Genomic DNA, 20,250 nt, shown 5'->3' with positions numbered 1-20,250 from the left:
GAAGACGAACCGTGGACGGCGTAGAATCATGATAGACGTTGGCGACCACTACCGACCGACGACCGACGACGACGAGAGCGGCGTCTACCGCGTCGTCGGAGCGGGAGACGACGTTGCGCTGTTGCGACTCACCGACGCTGATGGAACGCGAGTCCACTCCGGCGAGTTACGTCACTGCTCGCGGAACGCGCTCGAAACCCGGTGGGAATCGGCGAGGAATCCCGATGCGGGACTCACCCCCGGAGCGGACCTGAAGAACGTGTTATCCGGCGTGTTCTGGAGTTTCCGACGGTTTCTGCCGTAGTTCTCGCCGACACGAGACGTGCACGACGACTCATCCGAGGAGCGACAGCCCCGTCCCGAGGGCGGATAGTATCGCGCTGACGACGATGAGCGGCGTGAAGCGGTCGGATTCGAAATCGGCGAGGCCGCCGGTCAACACCTCGTAGAAGCTTCCGAACAGCATTCCGACCCCGCTGATTGCAAGCAGCCACAGGCTGATGCTGGAGTCCCCTGCCGCAAGGTCGGGAACGGAGAGCGCGGCGAACGAGAGACCGACGAGACCCAACGACGCGTAGTGGAGGAGGGCGCGGTTCATGATTCTAATTCGTCACGATCCGGGATAAATATTCCGTGAGTCACGCACGAGCGAGCATCGAATCCGGTGCGAACGTTTATTTCCGAGTTACCTATGGAAGGCGTATGGTCGGTCTGGAGCGCGGCACCGTCGAACTCGAACTGCACAGGGACGAGTGGCGACGGGAGTACGAGGCGGAAGTCGAACGGCTTCGTTCTGTTGCCGGGAGCGACGTTATCGCGTTCGAACACGTCGGCAGCACCGCGATTCCGGGCATCGTCGCAAAACCAATCATCGACATCCTCGCCGTCGTCGAGGACGCGTCTCACGCCGCGCGACTCGTTTCCGTGCTGGAGGGCCACGGCTACGAGTATCGACCGAACGACGGCGTCCCCGACCGCGCCTTTCTCGCAAAGGGTCCGCGGACGGAGCGCACCCACTATCTCTCGCTGACCGAAGCGGGAAGCGACTGTTATCGAGAATCGGTTGGGTTCCGGGACTATCTCCGGGACCATCCCGCCGTCGCGGCGGAGTACGACCGACTGAAGCGGGAGTTGGCCGACGAACACGGCGACGACAGGGCGACGTACACGGCGAAGAAGGAACCGTTCGTTCGGCACGTGCTCGAACGTGCGGAAAAAGTAGGAAAATACTGATTCTCAGCCGTCGCCGACTGTCGAACGATCCATACCGCAGAATGGTCAACGAACTATATATTCATATCCACGCACGAAATCAACCCGCAGAAAAGCCGTTACCGTCGCACGGAAACCGTCGTGCTCGAACGAATCCACGCCTGGTGATTCTCTGGGTCGTAGAACATCGCTACGGTACCGTATTCGTCCTCGTATTCGCTGTATTCTATCTCGTTGGGGGGTGTTTCGTTCATTCTCTGTTATCGGTCGTTTCGGTGTCGATTCCACTCGTTTCGGCAGGCGGGCGTACAGAACGGATACAATCGAAGCGTGCCGTTCGAGTCCGTGTCGGCGAGAACCGGATGCCACGCTTCGATATCGATGGCGTCCCCACAGACCGCACAGTTTTGCTGGTCGCCTACCACTTTGTTTCGTTCTATCACAGTTCGTCCATCAGTTCTCTTCGGTTACCTCCACCAACCCGTTGCTGTGGACTCGGACCTCATAGCCGTCCAGCACGAACTCGACACGGCCTCCTTTCGTCTGCCGATGAAAGAGCGAATCGAGCGCGTCCGGATCGATCACGTCGTACAAACAGGTCGAGAACTCGGTCGCGTCGTCGTACCCTGCCTTCTCCATTACCGCCGAAAGCACGTCGAGACTCAGCCGGTCGCCGTCTCGCAAGGGTTGTCGTTTTACTTCCGTTTCCATAGTTGCTCGGAAGGTGTACTATGTAAAGGCACTTCCAGCTAGATTGAACGTGAGGTATTACGCGGGAGGCTATCTATCTAGATACGGTCGCCGCCGGGTTACGATTGTAACAATCGCTGGAGCAGTTTCCGTTCGGCCGCTCGCAGATGGTGTTGGAACGTCGGCTGTGAGATATCGAGCGACCGACCGACCTCCTCCCCCGTGCTCTTCCGTGGCGAGTCGAAGAAACCGCTGTAGTAGGCCGTCTCCAGCACCTCCCGCTGGCGGTCGGTCAGCGTCTCCGCGAGCGTTGTATTCAGGTCGTCGGACACGACCGGCTTCTCGCGATGTCGCCGACTTCGAAGAGTGACGTCGGGGAATCGCGTTTTGATCACCTCGACGAACGTCCGAACGTCCGCGTTCGTCGGGAGCCTGACGACCATGGTTCCGGGAAGGGGACCGACCACGAACGCCTCGGGAACCGCACCGTGGTCGAGGAGCGTCCCGATGAAACTCGAATCCGTCAACGTCGCGGCGAACAGCGACGCGCCGTTTCGGGCGCTCACCTGTTCTATGTCGATCACTTCCAGCGACTGGGCCGCGACGGTCGACACGTCGTCGGCCGGAACGTCGCGGACGGTAAAGAACGTCGTCACCGTGCCGTCCGACGTCGAGACGATACCCGTGAATTCGACGCGGCAATCCAACTCCGTCGCGAGTTCCACGAAGAACACCCCGGGGTCGCCGATTTCGAATTCGAGTTCGACTACCTCGCCGCTCGTCAACGCCTTTTTCGTCTCGACGGCGTTGATCGCGTACGCGATCGTTTGGCTCACGTCTTCGAGGACGGCCCGTTCCAGTTCGTCGAACGTCCGTGGCTGGTCGGAGTAGACCGAAAGCACGCCGTACACCGCGTCGCCGTAGCGGAGCGGGAGCGCACAGGACGACCGGTATCCCCGCTTCAGCGCCTCGCTCTGCCACTGTTCGGAGAGCGATCCACGGAGGACGTCCTGAACGACCTGTGCGCGCCCGGTTCGGAGCGCGGTCCCCGCGGGGTCGGCGGTCTCGTCGCTCGTGTTGATGGTAATCGCGTCGAGGTACCCCCGTTCGACGCCCGCCGATTCGTGCGGAACGACGGTTGCCGTCGCCGGATCATCCACCCCGATCCAGGCGAATCGATACGGTCCGCCACTGGTCAGGCGGCTACAGACGGCGACCTCGATTTCCTCTCGCGTTCTCGCTTCCACGAGCGCCCGGTCGATGCGCCGAATCCCTTCGTTCAGTTCGTTGAGTCGTTCGAGCGCCGCGTTCTGTCGGCGGAGCGTCGTCTCCTGTTCCTCCAGTCGACGCTGACGCTTTGCCCGCCCGAGGGCCGACTCGACGGCGGCGGCACAGAGTTCGGCGATGTCGAGCGCCGCGTCGCCGGTGATCGACGTGATTAATACCCCGTATGTCCCGAGCGGCAGCGAAACCAATTCGCCGTCGAAACGGGCCTCGTTCTCGGTAAACGAGGTCCACGCGATGCCGTCCCCGTCCAGTACCTCGTCCGGCAGCGGGCCGCCATCGCTCGTCTCCGCCTCCGGGAGGAGCGCGCCCGTGGAGTCGTCGTACAGCGCGATGGTCGTCTTCGGGAGGTGTAACGACTGCTCGGCCGCCTCGACAGCGACGGTACACACTTCGTCCGACGTTTCCGAATCCAACAGTTCCCGTGTGACGTCCGAGAGTGCGGCGAGGGCGTCCTCGTGTCGTTTCCGTCGGGTTACGTCCGTCGCAACGCCGATAACGCGTTCGACCGCCCCCGCCGCGTCGAACACGGGTTGATACACGATGTCGTAGATCGTCCCCTCCATTTCGCTGGTCGCACACACCAACTCGCCCGAGAGCGCACGACGGCAGTTTTCGAGGATGTCGGGGTGGTCCTCGTATCGGTCGTCGATCGATTGGCCGATGAGTTCCTCGGAGTCCAATCCTGCGGTCTCCACCCCGCGTCCCTCCGCGAGTTGGAACGTCCCGTCGGTATCGATGACGAAGAAGATCACGGGAACGTTGCGGACGATCATCTCGTAGCGTTCGACTTCCGACTCCCGTTCGTGGCGCTCGGTCACGTTCATGTGAGCGACCACGACGTACGTATCCTCGCCCTCGGTCACGTCGACGGCGCGCATCACGAACCACCGGCGTTCGTCGGGCGAATGGCACGGGTATTCGAGGCTGAACTCGGACCGATCACCCGCCAGGATGGCACGAATACCTGCCGCTACCTCGTCTGCAGTCCGGTCGTCGGCCACGTCACACACGTCGAGATAGTTGACGCCGAGCGTCGTGTCCGTGAGACCGTTTCCTCGGCCGAACTCCTCCCACGCCTCGTTCGTGGCGATGATCGTGCCATCCCCGTCGAGAACCGCGACGTTCACCGGGAGTACGTCGAGTGCGAGTTGATCGATATCGGTACGACTCACGGTATTCTCACCCCCCGCTCATCATGCCAAATTAGGCTTCTGCGGGTAAAACGGTGGCGCTAGAAACGGTACTCCGTCACCAACTCGTCTAGCGATTCGTGTCGATGCGTCGTGTGCGGTGCGGTCAGTGGAGAGACGCTGACTTTCCCCTCGAACACCGCATGGCGGTCGGTTCCTTCGGCGTCGGGGAGCGTCTCGTCGCCCATCTGCTCCCACGTCCGGTCGTGGAGCGTAATCACGCCCGCCTCGTTGGTCGTGTCCATGTCGTAGACGTGCGACGGCCGCGTGACTTCCATCGGGACCGACTCGCCGTTCGGCATGGGTGCGTTGACGTTCAGGTACTCCGCCCCTTCGAACACGCCGGATTCGAGTGCGTGTTCGGCCAGATAGGTCGCGGCGTCGGCCGCCACGTCGTACTCCTCGATGCTCGTATCGTAGGGCCAGAGGTGATTGGGAACGTGAAGCGAGACGGCGATGGACGGCACGTCGAAGAAGGCGGCCTCGACTGCGGCGCTAACGGTGCCGGAACGCCCGAGGACGTAGGCCCCGAGGTTCGCCCCGTTGTTGCACCCCGAGACGACGAGGTCGGGGTACGGTCCGATTTCGGTCAATCCGGCGACCACGCAGTCGGTCGGAGTCCCCGTGATCGCGTAGCCGATTTCGTGCTCCTCGACTTCGACCTCGTAGGACATCGCCCGCCCGACCGCGCTCTGGTCCGTCGCGGGTGCGACGGTGGTCACGTTTCCGACCTCCTGCAGGCTCTCGTACAACGCTCGGATACCGGGACTGTCGATGCCGTCGTCGTTCGTCAGAAGAATCTCCAGCGAATCGCCCATAAAGTGGTGGTAGGAACGGGAACGCAAAAGTACTCCGCTCGGCCGCAGTGAGACCGCCACCGATCCGGACGGAATCATCAGGGAAGCGACTGTGTCGAGGGGACTTTGATATTTGAAAGGTGATAAATGAACGTATTCCCACGGGAACACCCCACGACGCTCGGGGTGCCATTCTCTCTACCGTAGTATTTCGTTAGTGGTGGCGTATTCATGGGATATTATAATACAGTATTGATAGTTAACGAACCACATGGATTTATGCTCTGACACTCACAGTATCCAAGTGGACATGGCGGAGGGAAATGTCACAGACGCTCACACACTCGAACTCAACTACGAATACGCACAACACAACGTTGACGTGCTGTCGATCTGGTTCGAGTGCGAGCCACGGAAGACGGTGGAACTGCTAGCAGAAAACGGGATACCGCTGTCGCCGAACGACGAGGGTAAGTTCGGCTCGTACTACAACTTCGTACGGGAGTGCGTGGAAGCGAACTAGCGGCGGTCCACGACCGTCCGCTCGTCCACGACGAGGTTGTACGATTTTTCGTCATCGTTCCAGAGCACTAGCACGTCCTCGAAGGCCAGAAGGCTACCGTAGGCCGCTTCACGAAGCGTTCGATTGAGCGACGTCTCCCTCGTTACCACGGCGAAGTTCCCGACCGACTCGCTTCCGTCGCTCACTTTGAACACCGGATTTTCCCCCTCCTCCGACAGCGAGTGGCTGAGCTTTACCGCCACGAGGTTCACCCGCTCGGTGACGTGTCGGTCCATTTCGGCCATCTTCGCGGACACCGACCGGTTCGACGTGAACTCCCGACGGCGGGTGTCGTCGGTTCGCAGGATGACGTGTGAGTACTGCACGTCCACGTTGACGAACTCGCCATCGCTGTCGAGTTCGTCGGCCGTCACTACCTTCGGCGACGAGTCCGACTCGGTTTCCCGTGTCTCTGCCGATTCGGACGCACTCGCATCGAGTCCGCCCTCGGTAGCGTCGGGTCCGCTTTTCGACCCGTCGCCGTCGATCTCGCTCCCGTCCAAGTCGTACCCGCTCGCATCGATGCCGTCCGAATCCGTGTCGGCAGCGCCCGAATCCGTGTCGTCGTCCGAGTCCACGTCGAACTCGTACTCGCTGGCGTCGATGCCGTCCCGGTTCGAGGCGTCCGTCGTGGCCGTCGTGGTCGTTCCGTCCGTCGTACTCGCCGTATCCGCCGTGTTCGCCGATTCGTCCTCCGTCCCACTTCCGCTGCTTCCGCCGTCCAGCCGTCGTTGGAACGGCGGCACCGCCAACTCGGGTTTTACGTCGAACGACCAGCAGTCGTCGCTCGGTTCCTCGCCGGGCCACAGGCGCAGCGTCGGCGAGAACACCGTCGTTCGGTCGGAAACGCTCCGCTCGACTTCTCGGAGGCCGATACTGGCGTTCTTGTCCGCCGGAGCGATGGCGACCATCGCCCCGTCCGGCGCGAGGAAATCCAGATACTTCCGGACGACAGCTTCCGGGTCGTCGAGTTCGCTCAGCACGTTGCCGAACAGGACGAGGTCGAAGTTTCCTTCTGGGGGTTCGAAATCCTCCGCCGTCTCGCGGTGTACCGTCGGGTGGAAGTTCGCTCCGGTCTCTTCCAGCATCGCCGAGAGGACGTCCGCGGCCTCGCTCGGTTCGACGGCGTGGTACTCCACGAACGTCTCGGACGGGAGGAAATCGTGCAGGCCGAGCGCCGGACCGCCGACGCCAGCGCCGACGTCCAGCACGCGCAGTTTGCCGGGGAGCAAGCCCCGTCCCGCGAGTTCCGAGAGGACGTACTGCACCACGGCGTAGTAGTCCGGCAGGTGGTAGATGGCGTAGCCGAGCGCCACGCGATAGTCGTACTCGACCGGATTTTGCGCGAAGTAGTCCTCTTTGAGCCGTTGGATGGTTCGTCGGAGTTCGTCGCCCGACGCACCGTCCGGCCAACCCGCGCCGAACTCCGCGACCAACAGGTCTTCCAGCTTTCTACCGTACGCCTCGGGGAACGATTCGACGCCACGAAAGTCGGGACGAACCGGGTCGTCCGATGCGGGTTCGAAGGTACCGTCCTCGCGCTCCACGAACCCGAGTTCCCCCAACTCCTCGCGGAGCACCTGCCGAACGACCGCCGGATGGGGCGTGCCTTCGACGTACTCCGCGATTTCCTCCGGGTCCACGGGTCGCACGTCTTGGAGGTACTTGGCATTCGAAAGCACCTGCTCGCGCTGGTCCGGGTTCATTCGTCGGCCTCCGTCTCGCTCCCCTGATCCGTCTGCCCGTCACGGAGCTTCGCCGCTTCCCGATACAGGCGCTCGAACTCGGCCGGGTCGGCGTCGGCCAGTCGCTCGGCGGCGTTCGCCACGTCCGTCGCGCCATCGAAGCTGGCCTGAATGTCGGCGTAGACGCGCGATTCCCCGTCGGTGACGTGGTCCGCCAGTGCGGACAACTCGTCGTAGACGGGGGTCCGAAGACCTTCGGGCACCGAATTCGCCGACAGCGCGAACGCGAGGATGGCCGCGTGCGTCCCCGCCTGCACCGTCGTCATCGCGTCGTCGTGTTCCGCCGCCGTCGTCTCGACCAGCGTGTTTCCGCGGGAGTCGATGGCCGCCAGGAGGGTGTCGGTGACCGACCCGGATTCGTCGGTCACGACCGCGACGTTCCCCGGCGCGGTGTCGGCACCGAAGAGCGGGTGGAGGCTCACCCGTTCCAACGTGGGTGCGTGTTCGTCCATCGCGTCGAGCGGGGTGGCCATGACGCCCGTCACGTCGATGATGGCCCGTTCGGCCTTCGGCGCGTGGTCAACGATCGCTTCCGCGACTGCGGGTATCGGTACGGCGAGACAGACGGCGTCGAAGGTTTCGTCGGTGTCCAACGCGACCGCTCGCCCACCGACTGCCCTCGCGGCGTCCTCCGCCACCCTCGGCTTCGCGTCGGCGAACGCGAGGTCGGCCGGTATCGACTCTGCGAACCAGCGACCCATCGCGCCCGCCCCGACGACGAGTACGTTCATTGGCTTCGGATTGGAACGGTTCGCCCAAAAGGGGTTCGTTTGCTCGGGTTCGGTTCAGTCCGAGCGGTCCGGTTGTCGCGGGAGGTCGACGATACCGAGTTGTTCGAGCAGTCCCAGCGCGTCGTCGTTGACGTAGCGTTCCGCCAGTTTGCCGTCCCGCAGGTGGTCCACGACGATACCGGTGACGTCTACCTCCTTCCCCGTCGGTTCGACGCCCATCAGTTCGCCGTCGTTCGTCGCCCGCGTCCTGTACCGTGTCACCACGACATCGCTCACCGCGTGCATCTCCTCCACGTGGTGTTTCATCCCCGAGAAGGCGTCGTGGAATCGCTCCACCACCGCTCGATACTCGGCGGGGCCGCGTGCCGGTTCGTCGAGCATCGGATTGTGAAAAACGAAGTCGTCGGTCACGAGGTCGGGAATCATGTCGAGGTCGCCTTCGCTGTCCCACACGTGCTGAATCTCCCGCCGGACGAGCGCTTCGTTGTCCGCCGTTTTGATACTCATGTCATCTCCCCTCCACGCCCCCCGGACGGTGGGAGCGAGGATAAGCCGAACACATCGTTCGCCCGAATTCGGCCGTTGAACGGCGGGAAACGTCGCGTGGTCCGACAGCGGGAACCTCGTTTCGTGAGCCAAAAAACAGGTCGGGGTCGGTTCCGCCGTCCCGATTACTCCTCGAACTCCCGCATCTCGGGCGGCAGTTCGATCACGCCGAGTTGGACGAGCATGCCGAGTTCGTCGGCGTTCTCGTAGCGTTCGCGTATCTTCCCGTCCTCCAGTCGGTCGATGATGATGCCCGTCATCTCGACGCGTTCGTTGGTCGGTTCCTTCCCCATCATCTCGCCGGTGTTGGTCCCCCGCATCGTGTACCGAACGACCACCTCGTCGTCCGACGAGATGACGTCCTCGATGTCCATATCGAAGTCCGAAAACATCTTTCGGGTCTCCTCGGCCATCTCGCGGTACTCCGCCGGACCGTTTATCTCCATCATCGACGTGTGATAAACGAAGTCGTCCGTCACGGTGTCGTCGATGGCGTTCAAGTCGCCGTCGCTGCTCCATACCTCCTCGATGTCGCGGCGGACGACCGTCTCGTTGTCTGTTGTTCCGATGCTCATGGTGGTTCCCTCCGCAGTTTGAGTAGATCAAGCAGGAGAATAAAGCGCGCCATCGTTCAGCGGGAAACGAAGGGTGGACGGGTTGTAACGTGGGATGGGTCGATGGACAGCGCGGGTTTCGACTCGCTCCGCGGTACCGTTTCTCTGGGTGAGCGAAATTCGTCGGCCACGATTCCGCTTTTCGGAGCACGAGTATTGGCCGTTCGACCGGGAGAAATCCGCTGGTACCTCGGAATCGGGCGAAAGAAAAACGGACGGGCGACCTACTCGTCGTCCACGACGAGTTCGATGGGGTAGTCGGTCAGGTTCTCGTAGCCGTCCTCGGTGACGACGGCGATATCCTCGATGCGGACGCCGCCGACCGCCGGGTCGTAGAGTCCTGGTTCGATGGTGACGATGTGGCCGGGTTTCAGTTCGCCGCCGCTGGGGCTGACCTTCGGGAGTTCGTGCACGTCGAGGCCGACGCCGTGACCCGTGCTGTGGATGAATCCCGTCTCGGCGTTCGGGTTGCTTCGGAGCGTGTCGTAGCCCGCGTCCTCGTACACGTCGCACACGGCCGCGTGAACCTCCTCGCCCGTCGCGCCGGGTTCGAGTGCGTCGAAGGCGGCGTCGAACGCCTCGTGGGTGAGTTCGTAGTACTCCCGAATCTCCGCCGAGGGCTCGCCCTTGACGAACGTCCGGGTCATGTCGGCGTGATACTTCGAGGACTTGTCCTTCGGGAAGATGTCGATGATGATGGCCTCGTCGACGGCGAGCGGTCCGCTCCCACGGTTGTGCGGGTCGGCGGCCGCGGAGCCACACGCCACGATGGTCTCGTCCAGCGCGGCCCCGTGGCGCAGCAGCGTGACCTCTATCTCCTCCTTCACGCGCTCGCTGGTCAGCGGTTCGCCCTCGTAGTGGAGCACGCCGTCCTCGACCGTCGCCGCGGCGATCAGGTCCTCGGCGGCGTGCATGGACGCCTCGTTGGCCTTCTGTGCGACGCGGATATGTTCGACCTCGTCGTCGGTCTTCGTCGAACGGATTCCCTCGACGACCGCGGTCTCGTCGGGCGTCACCGTCACGCCGTGTTCACGCAGGCCATCCGCGATGCCGACCGGGAACCGACTGGGTACCGCGACCGATTCGACGCCCTCGTTGGCGAGAAATTCGGCGAGAACGCGGTATTCCGCCTCCTCGGAACCGTACTCCGCGACCTTCGAGAAGTAGTCGTAGTCGGACATTCGGGAAACGCTTTCCGCGTTGCTCTCCTTTTTGGCCCGCCCGTACTCCAGACTGGAGACGAGGAGGTGAACGCCGTCCGCGTACAGCGTCGTGAACGGGTCCGGCGCGTCGAAACCCGAGAGATACAGTTGGTCGGAATCCGTCGAGTCGGCGTCGATGAGGAAGCCATCGACGTCCATCGTATCGAGCACGGAATCCAGTGCCGAGAGGTCCTGTTCCATGTCCTTCGTCACAGAAGGAACCACCAAAACGGTGTCGGAGAGCGAACGCCTTTCCGGCAACATCGCCCGGAAATCGGCTGTGAGACGGCGTTACGATAGAAAATGATGGGAGCCTATCCGCCGACCTGCCACGGAAGTCGGCGGTGCCGAAAGTGCTGTCGGCGTACTCCCTCGATGATTGCCACGATTCCACTGAGAACTAACGCAATCACCGCCAGTCCCGGAGGCTTCGTCGCGGCGAAGTACGTCTCGTGGCTGAAGGTGTAGTACGTGTCCCCTTTGACTACGGTCACCTTCTCGCCGGTAAGCGATTGCCCGTGACCCGGAATCGAAGTGGCAGTGTCCAGCGTGTACTGTTTCCCACCGATTGCACCGTCGACCACGTGTTTTTGATCCTCGTTCAAATTCTTGTAATGAAAGACGTGCTGACCCGAATTGGGCTGGCTCTTCGCCGAGGAATCGAGCGCGAACTGGTGGTCGAACGCTCCGATACTGGCCACGGCACCCCCGACGATGAGGAATACACCGAGGAAAAACAACCCATAGTTTACCCATTTCGAGCGTTTCATGTTCGAAATCCGGCCCCCTGATTACATAAGCTTTCTGATGGCACTTAAACAATTATTACGATTCCGTAAAATTGGCTCGCTAGAAATTCGGTTTCCGAAATCGTATCACCGGAATTCACATCTTCCTACACGACGAACTACCAGTCACCATGGGGGGATATCTGGTCGCAATCGACGGGTCGGGGGCGAGCATGGATGCGCTCCGGTACGCACTCGACCTCGCGCGGAGCACGGGACAATCGGTGACGGCGGTTCACGTCGTCGTTCCCGAGGAGATCGTCGCGGCGGACGACGTACCGCCGACGAGTTTCGCGGAGGCGAACCGCGATCTCATCCTGTCGAACGTCGAGGACGCCGAAACGCACGGACAGGAACTACTGGACGATGCGGCGGCGGCCGCCAAGCGCGAAGGGACGGACCTCGATACCGGATTACTGTACGGCGAACCGGTACAGGAGATCACGGAGTACGCCGACGACAACGGTTACGACGCCATCTTCGTCGGCCACCGCGGCGCGTCCAAGCGGTTCGAAACGCTGTTCGGCAGCGTCGCGAAGAACGTGGCGGGACGGGCGACGGTTCCGGTAACCATCGTCAGGTAGCGGTACCGTCACCAAATAGCAGCCTTTCGATAGGTTCAGGAAAATATTTTCCGGAGCGGTATTCTGATACCCGTTCGGGTAGACGACCCGCACATGGATGTCGAAATTTCCCATTCGGACCTTTCGGGGACGGCGCGCGCACCGCCGTCGAAGAGTTACACGCATAGAGCAATACTCGCGGCTGGCTGTTCCGGCGGCGCGCTGGTGTTCGACCCGCTGATCAGTGCGGACACGAAGGCGACCATGCGCGCCGTCGAAGCCTTCGGCGGCGACGTGACGGATACCGGCGAAGCGATCGAAATCGACGGCTTCGGCGGCGAACCCGGGACGCCAGCGGACGTGCTCGACTGTGCGAACAGCGGAACGACCACGCGACTCGTCTCCGGAACCGCGGCACTGGTCGATGGCATCACCGTGTTGACGGGCGACGCCTCGCTCCGCTCGCGGCCGCAGGGACCGATGCTCTCGGCGATCGAGCAACTCGGCGGCAGGGCCGAAAGTAGCCGCGACAACGGGAAGGCACCGCTCGTCATCAAGGGTCCGGTGTCGGGCGGGGCGGTCTCGATTCCGGGCGACGTGTCATCCCAGTACGTCTCCTCGTTGCTGATGGCGGGCGCGCTGACCGAGGACGGGGTGGAAATCGAACTGGAGACCGAACTCAAGTCGGCACCGTACGTGGACATCACGCTGGAACTGCTTTCCGACTTCGGCGTCACCGTGGAGGAGCAAGACGACGGCTACTCGGTCGATGGCGGGCAGTTCTACGAACCGAGCGACGGGGAGTATCACGTCCCCGGCGACTTCTCGTCCATCTCCTACCTGCTCGCCGCGGGTGCGATTGCCGCCGAGGGCGGCGAGAGCGTCCAAATCGAGGGCGCGTATCCGAGCGCACAGGGCGACACGTACATCGTGGACGTGCTGAAGGACATGGGCGGGGACGTCGAGTGGAACCGGAACGACGGCGTACTCACGGTCAAACAGTCGTCGCTCTCGGGGACGACGGTGGACGTCGGGGACACGCCCGACCTGCTCCCGACCATCGCGGCGCTCGGTGCCGCCGCGGACGGTGAGACGCGCATCGAGAACTGCGAGCACGTCCGCTACAAGGAGACCGACCGCGTAACCGTGATGGCGAAGGAACTCTCGAACATGGGAGCGAAAGTCGAGGAAGAGGACGACGCACTCACCGTGTACGGCGGCGAGTCCGACCTCGTCGGGTCCGTCGTGGACGGCCACGCGGACCATCGGATCGTGATGGCGCTCGCCGTCGCCGGTCTCGCGGCCGACGGGACGACGATGATCGCGGACGCCGAACACGTCGACGTGTCGTTTCCCGACTTCTTCGAGGTGCTCTACGACCTCGGCGGCGACGTGCAGCGGTAATCAGAAGGTCGTCCCCGATTCGGACGTTCCCGTTTCAGTGGTCTCGTTTCCGACGGGCATCTCCGTCTCGGTGACCGGTTCGTTCCCGGATGTCGTCTCGTTTCCGGAAGACGTCTCCGTCTCGGTGGTCGTCTGCTTCTGACACGTCGAGGTGATGCCGACACCGTCCTGACCGGCATCGACCAGAATGACGTTCGTGTCACAGCCCTCCATCGTCCACTCCGCGGTGCGCCACATTCCGTTGTCGAGTTGGACGTTCACTTTGTACGTGCCCGCTTCGAGGATGTTTCGCCGGTTTGCGACCCAGCCAGGAAAGAGATAGAAATCGGATTTGTATCGTTTCTTCCCCCGTTTTCCTTTTATCGTCACCGTGACGACCCGCCGTTCTTCGAAGTAGTTACGAACGCGCAGGCTCACCGGTTTCGAGGCGTCCTCGTCATCGAACGGGAGGCGGCCAATGCAGCCTGCGAGACTGCCAGCGAACCCCGTCAAAGCGAGGAAGCGACGCCGATTCATCGCCTCCGTGTTGGGGTTCCGGGTATAAATTTTCTTTCGGCCGCCGTGGCGAAACGTTCCGCGGTCTGTAACCTCTAAATGCCCCGGTCACACAGACACGGTTATGAACGGAAACCGATTCGGACGCCTCTTTCAGGTGACGACGTACGGTGAGAGCCACGGCGAGGCGATGGGAGTCACGATCAGCGGTTGTCCCGCCGGTCTCGAACTCTCGACGGAGGACGTACAGGCTGACCTGGACCGGCGCAAACCCGGCCAGTCGATGATAACCACCAGTCGAAACGAACCCGACGCAGTAACGATCAACAGCGGGGTTCAGGACGGCTACACCACCGGAACGCCCATCGGTATGGTCATCCAGAACAAGGACGCCCAGTCCGGGAAGTACGAACCCTTCATCACCGCGCCGCGCCCGAGTCACGGCGATTTTACCTACTCCGCGAAGTTCGGCACGCGAAACTGGGGCGGCGGCGGTCGGTCGTCCGCGCGCGAGACGGTAAACTGGGTCGCGGCCGGAGCGGTCGCCAAGAAAATCCTCTCGTCGGTCGGCGTCGAACTGAAAGCCCACGTCAACCAGATTGGTGATGTTCGGGCCGACGACGTGACGTTCGAGGAGATGCTCGAACACAGCGAGGAAAACGAGGTTCGCTGTGCCGACCCCGACGCCGCCGAGGAGATGCGCGAGTTGATCGACGATTATCAGGAACAGGGAGACTCCATCGGCGGGTCGATCTACTTCGAGGCTCGTGGCGTCCCGCGTGGATTGGGTGCACCGCGCTTCGACTCCGTCGAAGCACGGCTCGGACAGGCCATGATGTCCGTTCCCGCGTCCACCGCCTTCGAGTTCGGACTCGGGCGGGAGTCACGCGAATGGGCAGGCCACGACAGAAACGACGAATGGGAGTTCGACGAGAACGAGGATCCGAAGCCCGTGGAGAATCGTCACGGCGGGATTCAGGGCGGCATCACGTCCGGCGAACCGATTTACGGCGAGGTCACGCTTCACGCACCGACGTCCATTCCGAAGACCCAGACCACGGTCGACTGGGAGACGGGAGAGGAGAAGGAAGTACAAGTCATCGGCCGACACGACCCCGTCCTTCCGCCGCGCGGCGTGCCCGTCGTTGAAGCCATGCTCGCGCTGACGCTCGTGGACTTCATGCTCCTCGGTGGCCGAATCAACCCCGACCGACTGGACGCACAACCCGGCGAGTACGATACCGACTATCATCCCAGTCGCTCCGAGTAGTCGTCCCGGGACGTAATTTTATAACGTTTGAGGGAGAGAATATCATCGTATCGTAGATGAACAGAACGAATGCGGGCGGTGACAACGGAGAACGAGGGCCGACACTCGTCACATCGAATCCTCGTGGATACCACATCTGTTATGATACCACATCCAGAGTGCTCAGCGAAGTCGTCATCGAATCGGTTGCAGCGATTCGAAACGTGGACCCGACCACCACCCGAATCCCGTTGATAGAGGTAGTCGATCCGGATGCGCTCGACGCACTCTTTGCCGATACCTACCAAGGGAAGGAACGAGCAGACGGTCACATCGTGTTACCCTTCGACGGACTCACCGTGTTCGCTCATTCGAACGGACACGTCTTCGTTCGTGAAAACCCAAACACGGTGAGACACTGATACCGGCGTCCCATTCCACGAACACAGTATCGGAAGCGACGATTAGAGGAACGTCGTCCGCTCGCGCGCGAAGACAATAATCATAATCATCGATCGATCCATTTACGATCGACCCACATAGATTTATTCACGGACAACTTTATTACGAATTGATGCGTATGGCGTGTACGGATAGCATTGGTGCTACGGTAACATGGGTAACATTGTTGTAGCAATGTCCCCGTAAACACCCATGGAATCACCGGTGCCACCCGAATTTGCGGACGGAGAGAATCGCCGTCCACAACGCTGTGTTCGGCGTTATGGACGGTCGAAAAACATCTGCCGCCCCATATGTTGACATATGACAAAGAAATACCACACTGTATCCCACCTCCAGCGGGTATCGGACGAGTCGAACAATCGTCGAACATATCGTCCATGACCGGCACAGATCACGATTTCGAGACCGGAAGTAGCGTCCTCGTCGATACATCCGCCGCTGACTGCGAACGGACGAACGGTTACTCACCCCTCCACGACGAGACGGACGCGTTGGTCGCGGTGACGTACGACCGATCCGCCGATTCGTTCCTGCGAACGTGGCGACGACGTACCGGAACGGTTCCGGAGTTCGTTCGGATCATCGAAGTCGGGCGAACGATGCGCTCGACGGCTGACGACTCGATGGCGGATACCCCGCCCGACGAACGATCCGCGGGAGTCGTCGAAACTGTCGACCGGCCGAACGACCTCGACGGGGTTCGGGAGGCAATTGCATCCGCACTGGCGGCGTCGGATGGCGAGACGGTACTCGTCTTCGACTCGCTCACCACCCCGACCGAACACGTTTCGATCCACGAGATGATTCCGTTCTTCCACGCCGTTTCGAACCTTCTCACGGATGCCGACGCAGTCGGCTACTTTTACTGCTCGGAGCCGTCCGATATCTCGGCGGTCGCACCGTTTCGGGCGCTCGTGGACGAGACGGTCGAACTGGACGACACGAACGACGGGGCTCTTCCACGGCCTGCGCCCAGGGACGGGCCGCCGCTCGATACCCTGTTCGAGGCACTCAGTTCGAGACGCCGACGTGACGCGCTTCGATACCTCCTCGACACCGAGGATGCGGTCGACATCAGCGAATTGGCGACCGCACTCGCACGCCTCGGACCGGGCGGCGGATCGACGCACAACCAACACCGCAAGTACTACTCGACGCTGTATCAGCTTCACCTCCCGAAACTCGACTCCGCAGGCCTCATCGACTACGACGAGCGAAACCATCGCGTCTCGGTTCGGGACGGTGCACGATGGGCGGAGTCGTTTCTCGCGCTCGTCGAGGAGTAGGCCCTTTTAGGCTCGCGGCACAATCGGGGGTATGAACGCGAAGCAGGAGGAACGCTCGAACCCGTTTGGGATGGATGAAGCCTGCACGAACTGCGATCTGTGTGAATCACGCGAACAGGTCGTCCACGGCTACGGCGACGTGGACGCCCATTTCCTGTTCGTCGGCGAGATGCCCAGCGACCGCGCGGACGAAACCGGCGTTCCCTTCACCGGCGACGCGGCGGGGGAGCGACTACAGGAGATTCTCGGACGACTCGGATTGAACGAATCCCCGCCGGACGCCGAGGAACCGGAGATCGAGAACGCGTTTCTCACCTACCTGACCCGCTGTCATCATCCCGAGCGCGGACCGACGGATGGCGAAATCATGACCTGCGAGCCGTATCTGAACGCCGAAATACGGATGATTAACCCGGAAATCCTCGTCCCCATCGGGGAGGGCGCGCTCGCGGAAATCGCGACCGAATACACGACGAAACCGGCGGCCGACATCGACATCGTGGCGGACCACGCGACGACGATTCGCGGACGCGGGTTCGAACTCGTCCCGATGATTCGGCCGGAAAACCAGACCGAAGAACAGACCGAAGCGTTCGTTCAGCACTTCCACGAGTTGATGGACACGGATTATCGCCAGACGAAGGGACGACAAGGTCGATAATCGAGAGAGGGGAGACAAGAAACGGACCGAATCGGTTACCAGTACGGGTTCTGCCGCCAGCGCTTTGACCGCCCGCCGACGTGTGCGACCCCGGCGATGAGGACGACGAGCAGCGCGACCGTCACGATTGCTGCAGCGCCCGAAAGCGTGTTGATGACGAGGGAGACGAGCGCGCCGATGACGAGCAGCGCGAGAACAACGACACCGAGCAGACCGAGGGGTTTCGTCCAGTCCATGGTCGAAATCGGGTCGGTGGAGGCATAAAATGGTGCCTTTCAAGGCGCTCCCGAACCGACGGGCGGGTATGACCACCATCGCCGTGTTGGCCGACCCGCCACGCGAAGGGTTCGTCCTCCCGGAACTCGCCGAAACGTCGCCGCTCTCCGCGAGCGAGGCGGCCGAACTGTACGCCGCCATGTTGAAGGACACCTTCGTCGCGGTGGCGAACAGCGGCGGCGAACTGCTCGTCAACTACCGTCCCGACGAGGCGATACCGGACGAATATGCGGGCGACGAAAGTTCCGAGGAGGAGCTACGCGCGCTCGCAGACGAGGCGCTGGAAGGGACGGACGACGTGCGTTTCGAGGTACAGGTCGGGGAGACGCTCTCCGGACGTGCCGGAAACACGGCGACGCACTTGCTCGAAGCGGAAGGGGTGGCTTCGGTCGCTATCGTCGATGGAACTGCACCGATGCTCACGCGAAAGGAAATCGACAGCGCGGCGATGAAACTCCGGCGGAGCGAGGTCGTCCTCGGTCCCGCCGCGGACGGGCGACTCTACTATCTCGGCGCGACGGACACCATCGACTTCGCGGACGTGTACACGCCGCCTGAGCTCGAAACGGCAACCCAGCGCGCCGTCGATGCCGGTCACGACGTGGACTACCTGCCAGCGATGACGAGCGTTGAGACAGGGGCGGATTTGTGTTCGTTGATTCCGCTTCTCAATTCGCGCATCGCCGCCGAGCGAATCGTTCCGGTGAACACGGCGTCGTATCTCCACGAACTCGGCGTTCACGTCGAGGAGAGGGACGGAAAACGGACGGTAGTTCGGTAGCGGGAGCAGGAGAAGGTTCGTTAGTCGGCCGACGCGACGGCACTCGATTTTTCGCTCGAATCTTCCGATCCGATCCGCCAGCCAGTGGCCGCCATCACGAACAGGATGATCGGCGAGAGGATGCCGAAGAAGTAGAACCACATGTAGTCGAGCGTGGGCACGCCAAGCGCTGCTGCCATGTAGATGGCTCCGGCGTGCCACGGGATGAGCGCACCCGTTGGCGTCCCAGCGGCCTCGACGGCCCGCGAGAGTTCGCTGCTGTCTAGCCCGTGTTCGTCGTAGACATTCCGGAGCGTCATGCCGGGGACGACGATGCTCATGTACTGCTGGGCCGTGAGCAGGTTCGTCAGCGTGGCCGAGATTCCGGTTCCGGCGACCAGCAGGCCGGTGCTGTTGAGCCCCCGGGAGAGGTAGTACGCGAGGGTGGCGAGGACGCCGGTCTTCTCCAGCAGTCCGCCGAGCGCGAGCGCGAGCACGACGACCGCGATGGTCCACGCGGAGCCGCTGATGCCGCTGTTGGCGAGCAGACCGTTCACCAGTTTCATCCCCGTTTTGGGGGCGGTTCCGCTCAGAGCGACGTTCCACGCGGCGGTGAACGACATCCCCTGCACGAGGATGGCCGTCCCAGCGCCGGAGAAGATGCCCGCGATGAGGGACGGGAGGGCGGGATAGCCGTAGAGCGCGAGTCCGAAGGTGACGACCAACGGGATGAACACCAGCGGCGAGATGGAGTACGTTCCCAAGAGCGCGTGCTGGATGGCGGCGGCCTTGCCGCCTTCGGTGCCACCGCTCGCTTGGAGACCGAAGAACGCGAAGAGGACGACCGACAGGCCGAACGCCAGCAGCGTCCCGGTTCGCATCCGGTTGATGTGGTCGTACAGTTTGGTGTTCGTCACCGCCGCCGCCAGGTTCGTCGTGTCCGAGAGCGGCGACTGCTTGTCACCCGCGTACGCGCCGGAGAGAATCGCTCCGGCGGTCATCGGCGCGGGAATCCCGAGTCCCGACCCGATACCGATGAACGCCACGCCGAGGGTCCCCACCGTCGTCCACGACGACCCGATGGAGAAGGCGACGAGTCCCGACAGTATCGCCGTTATGGGCAGGAAGACGGACGGGGAGAGCAGTTGCAGTCCGTAGTACATCAGCCCCGGAATCGTGCCGGAACTGATCCACGTGGCGATCAGTGCGTAAATCGAGAACAGGATGAGAATCGCCTGCAAGCCCATCATCAGGCTGTTGGCGAGTCCATCGTACAGTTCCTCCCAGGAGTAGCCGAAGACGTAGTACCCGACGAGGCCGGTGAACGTGATGGCCCAGAGCAACGGCATGTGCGGGTCCATCCCAAGCCACGCCGACCCGACCGCGAGAAAGACGATGGTCGCAAGGACGGGTAAAAGCGCCTGTTTGAACGTGGGTCGCCGCTCCTCCGGCAACTCCTCGTACGTCATCGGCTCGAAATCCAATGATGGCATCGTACTCCGGGAAATGCACCTGGGGAATTAAACGCTTATGGTATGATGTCTTGGGATAATATTTCAGTCTCGCAATTCGTCGTGTCGGACACGTCCGTGAGCCGAGACAGGCTGTACGTAGAAGGGGTGCCGAGTAGAGCGAACCGTGGTGGGATAGTAGAGCGGCCTATCGTGCCCGGATCGAAAACAGGTCAGTTGGATTCTACGGGAGATTCCGTAAATGGGTAGCTGATA

At 62.1% G+C, this 20,250-nt stretch carries 25 protein-coding genes; 10 read left to right on the top strand and 15 right to left on the bottom strand.

Features of this window, described 5'->3' with window-relative positions:
* Positions 1-28: 28 nt before the first annotated feature.
* Positions 29-304 carry a hypothetical protein gene (locus tag NKF25_RS07210; RefSeq protein WP_253226027.1) on the top strand — a complete coding sequence of 92 codons (276 nt, stop codon included), beginning with the start codon at positions 29-31 and terminating at the stop codon, positions 302-304.
* A 30-nt stretch (positions 305-334) separates the two neighbouring features.
* Here the strand turns inward: NKF25_RS07210 and NKF25_RS07205 are convergent, their stop codons facing one another.
* A complete protein-coding gene (locus tag NKF25_RS07205) occupies positions 335-598 on the bottom strand; it encodes a hypothetical protein (protein WP_253226026.1) in 264 nt (87 codons plus the stop codon).
* 104 nt (positions 599-702) lie between these two features.
* Here NKF25_RS07205 and NKF25_RS07200 point away from each other — a divergent pair, with 104 nt between their 5' ends.
* Positions 703-1,233 (top strand): GrpB family protein, encoded by a 531-nt coding sequence (locus NKF25_RS07200; RefSeq protein ID WP_253226025.1) that lies wholly within the window; start codon positions 703-705, stop codon positions 1,231-1,233.
* A 98-nt stretch (positions 1,234-1,331) separates the two neighbouring features.
* On the opposite strand, the gene NKF25_RS24180 is transcribed toward NKF25_RS07200, so the two are convergent.
* The 5 genes from NKF25_RS24180 to surE form a co-directional block, all read right to left on the bottom strand.
* Positions 1,332-1,466: a hypothetical protein gene (locus NKF25_RS24180; protein WP_256486704.1), complete on the bottom strand. Its 135-nt coding sequence runs from the start codon at positions 1,464-1,466 to the stop codon at positions 1,332-1,334.
* A 6-nt stretch (positions 1,467-1,472) separates the two neighbouring features.
* The gene (locus NKF25_RS07195; RefSeq protein ID WP_253226024.1) at positions 1,473-1,655 is read right to left on the bottom strand and encodes a hypothetical protein; all 183 of its coding nucleotides are present in this window, start codon (positions 1,653-1,655) and stop codon (positions 1,473-1,475) included.
* A gap of 10 nt (positions 1,656-1,665) precedes the next feature.
* Complete coding sequence (locus tag NKF25_RS07190; RefSeq protein WP_253226023.1) at positions 1,666-1,923, bottom strand: HalOD1 output domain-containing protein; 258 nt, start codon at positions 1,921-1,923, stop codon at positions 1,666-1,668.
* A 98-nt stretch (positions 1,924-2,021) separates the two neighbouring features.
* On the bottom strand, positions 2,022-4,361 hold the full coding sequence (locus NKF25_RS07185) for a bacterio-opsin activator domain-containing protein (protein WP_253226022.1): 2,340 nt from the start codon (positions 4,359-4,361) through the stop codon (positions 2,022-2,024).
* A gap of 59 nt (positions 4,362-4,420) precedes the next feature.
* Complete coding sequence (gene surE / locus NKF25_RS07180) at positions 4,421-5,197, bottom strand: 5'/3'-nucleotidase SurE (RefSeq protein ID WP_253226021.1); 777 nt, start codon at positions 5,195-5,197, stop codon at positions 4,421-4,423.
* Between the two features lie 289 nt (positions 5,198-5,486).
* On the opposite strand from surE, the gene NKF25_RS07175 reads away from it, so the two are divergent.
* A complete protein-coding gene (locus NKF25_RS07175; protein ID WP_066145796.1) occupies positions 5,487-5,699 on the top strand; it encodes a hypothetical protein in 213 nt (70 codons plus the stop codon).
* Here NKF25_RS07175 and NKF25_RS07170 read toward each other — a convergent pair.
* From NKF25_RS07170 to NKF25_RS07145, 6 genes are all read right to left on the bottom strand, one after another.
* Positions 5,696-7,444, bottom strand: coding sequence for a class I SAM-dependent methyltransferase (locus NKF25_RS07170; protein WP_253226020.1), 1,749 nt, complete (start codon positions 7,442-7,444; stop codon positions 5,696-5,698). The genes NKF25_RS07175 and NKF25_RS07170 overlap by 4 nt on opposite strands.
* Positions 7,441-8,214, bottom strand: a complete 774-nt coding sequence (locus NKF25_RS07165; protein ID WP_253226019.1) for a prephenate dehydrogenase/arogenate dehydrogenase family protein — start codon at positions 8,212-8,214, stop codon at positions 7,441-7,443. Before NKF25_RS07165 ends, NKF25_RS07170 begins: the two co-directional genes overlap by 4 nt.
* 54 nt (positions 8,215-8,268) lie before the next feature.
* Positions 8,269-8,721 (bottom strand): ester cyclase, encoded by a 453-nt coding sequence (locus NKF25_RS07160; RefSeq protein ID WP_253226018.1) that lies wholly within the window; start codon positions 8,719-8,721, stop codon positions 8,269-8,271.
* Positions 8,722-8,885: 164 nt separating this feature from the next.
* Entirely contained in the window at positions 8,886-9,335 is a 450-nt protein-coding gene (locus NKF25_RS07155) for an ester cyclase (RefSeq protein ID WP_253226017.1), read from the bottom strand.
* A 263-nt stretch (positions 9,336-9,598) separates the two neighbouring features.
* The gene (locus NKF25_RS07150; protein ID WP_253226394.1) at positions 9,599-10,777 is read right to left on the bottom strand and encodes a Xaa-Pro peptidase family protein; all 1,179 of its coding nucleotides are present in this window, start codon (positions 10,775-10,777) and stop codon (positions 9,599-9,601) included.
* Positions 10,778-10,890: 113 nt separating this feature from the next.
* On the bottom strand, positions 10,891-11,346 hold the full coding sequence (locus NKF25_RS07145; protein ID WP_253226016.1) for an ABC transporter ATP-binding protein: 456 nt from the start codon (positions 11,344-11,346) through the stop codon (positions 10,891-10,893).
* Between the two features lie 149 nt (positions 11,347-11,495).
* On the opposite strand from NKF25_RS07145, the gene NKF25_RS07140 reads away from it, so the two are divergent.
* Both NKF25_RS07140 and aroA read left to right on the top strand, forming a co-directional pair.
* Positions 11,496-11,948 (top strand): universal stress protein, encoded by a 453-nt coding sequence (locus NKF25_RS07140; protein ID WP_253226015.1) that lies wholly within the window; start codon positions 11,496-11,498, stop codon positions 11,946-11,948.
* Between the two features lie 93 nt (positions 11,949-12,041).
* A complete protein-coding gene (gene aroA / locus NKF25_RS07135; protein ID WP_253226014.1) occupies positions 12,042-13,331 on the top strand; it encodes a 3-phosphoshikimate 1-carboxyvinyltransferase in 1,290 nt (429 codons plus the stop codon).
* Here aroA and NKF25_RS07130 read toward each other — a convergent pair whose 3' ends face one another.
* The gene (locus tag NKF25_RS07130; RefSeq protein ID WP_253226013.1) at positions 13,332-13,847 is read right to left on the bottom strand and encodes a hypothetical protein; all 516 of its coding nucleotides are present in this window, start codon (positions 13,845-13,847) and stop codon (positions 13,332-13,334) included. It lies immediately after the preceding gene.
* A 103-nt stretch (positions 13,848-13,950) separates the two neighbouring features.
* On the opposite strand from NKF25_RS07130, the gene aroC reads away from it, so the two are divergent.
* The 4 genes from aroC (at position 13,951) to NKF25_RS07110 (ending at position 17,487) form a co-directional block, all read left to right on the top strand.
* On the top strand, positions 13,951-15,096 hold the full coding sequence (gene aroC / locus NKF25_RS07125; RefSeq protein WP_253226012.1) for a chorismate synthase: 1,146 nt from the start codon (positions 13,951-13,953) through the stop codon (positions 15,094-15,096).
* 56 nt (positions 15,097-15,152) lie between these two features.
* A complete protein-coding gene (locus NKF25_RS07120; protein WP_253226011.1) occupies positions 15,153-15,497 on the top strand; it encodes a HalOD1 output domain-containing protein in 345 nt (114 codons plus the stop codon).
* Positions 15,498-15,917: 420 nt separating this feature from the next.
* The gene (locus tag NKF25_RS07115; protein ID WP_253226010.1) at positions 15,918-16,826 is read left to right on the top strand and encodes a hypothetical protein; all 909 of its coding nucleotides are present in this window, start codon (positions 15,918-15,920) and stop codon (positions 16,824-16,826) included.
* Between the two features lie 31 nt (positions 16,827-16,857).
* A complete protein-coding gene (locus NKF25_RS07110) occupies positions 16,858-17,487 on the top strand; it encodes a uracil-DNA glycosylase (RefSeq protein WP_253226009.1) in 630 nt (209 codons plus the stop codon).
* Positions 17,488-17,522: 35 nt separating this feature from the next.
* Here the strand turns inward: NKF25_RS07110 and NKF25_RS07105 are convergent, their stop codons facing one another.
* Positions 17,523-17,723: a hypothetical protein gene (locus tag NKF25_RS07105; RefSeq protein WP_253226008.1), complete on the bottom strand. Its 201-nt coding sequence runs from the start codon at positions 17,721-17,723 to the stop codon at positions 17,523-17,525.
* Positions 17,724-17,791: 68 nt separating this feature from the next.
* Between NKF25_RS07105 and NKF25_RS07100 the strand changes: the two genes are divergently transcribed.
* A complete protein-coding gene (locus NKF25_RS07100) occupies positions 17,792-18,544 on the top strand; it encodes a DUF2064 domain-containing protein (RefSeq protein ID WP_253226393.1) in 753 nt (250 codons plus the stop codon).
* A gap of 20 nt (positions 18,545-18,564) precedes the next feature.
* On the opposite strand, the gene NKF25_RS07095 is transcribed toward NKF25_RS07100, so the two are convergent.
* Positions 18,565-20,016 (bottom strand): Na+/H+ antiporter NhaC family protein, encoded by a 1,452-nt coding sequence (locus NKF25_RS07095; RefSeq protein ID WP_253226007.1) that lies wholly within the window; start codon positions 20,014-20,016, stop codon positions 18,565-18,567.
* Between the last annotated feature and the right edge of the window lie 234 nt (positions 20,017-20,250).

This window comes from Haladaptatus sp. AB643, from assembly GCF_024136975.1.
Lineage (GTDB): Archaea > Halobacteriota > Halobacteria > Halobacteriales > Haladaptataceae > Haladaptatus.
The sequence above is the reverse complement of the archived record's forward strand: the minus strand, read 5'-3'. Positions and strand labels throughout refer to the sequence as shown.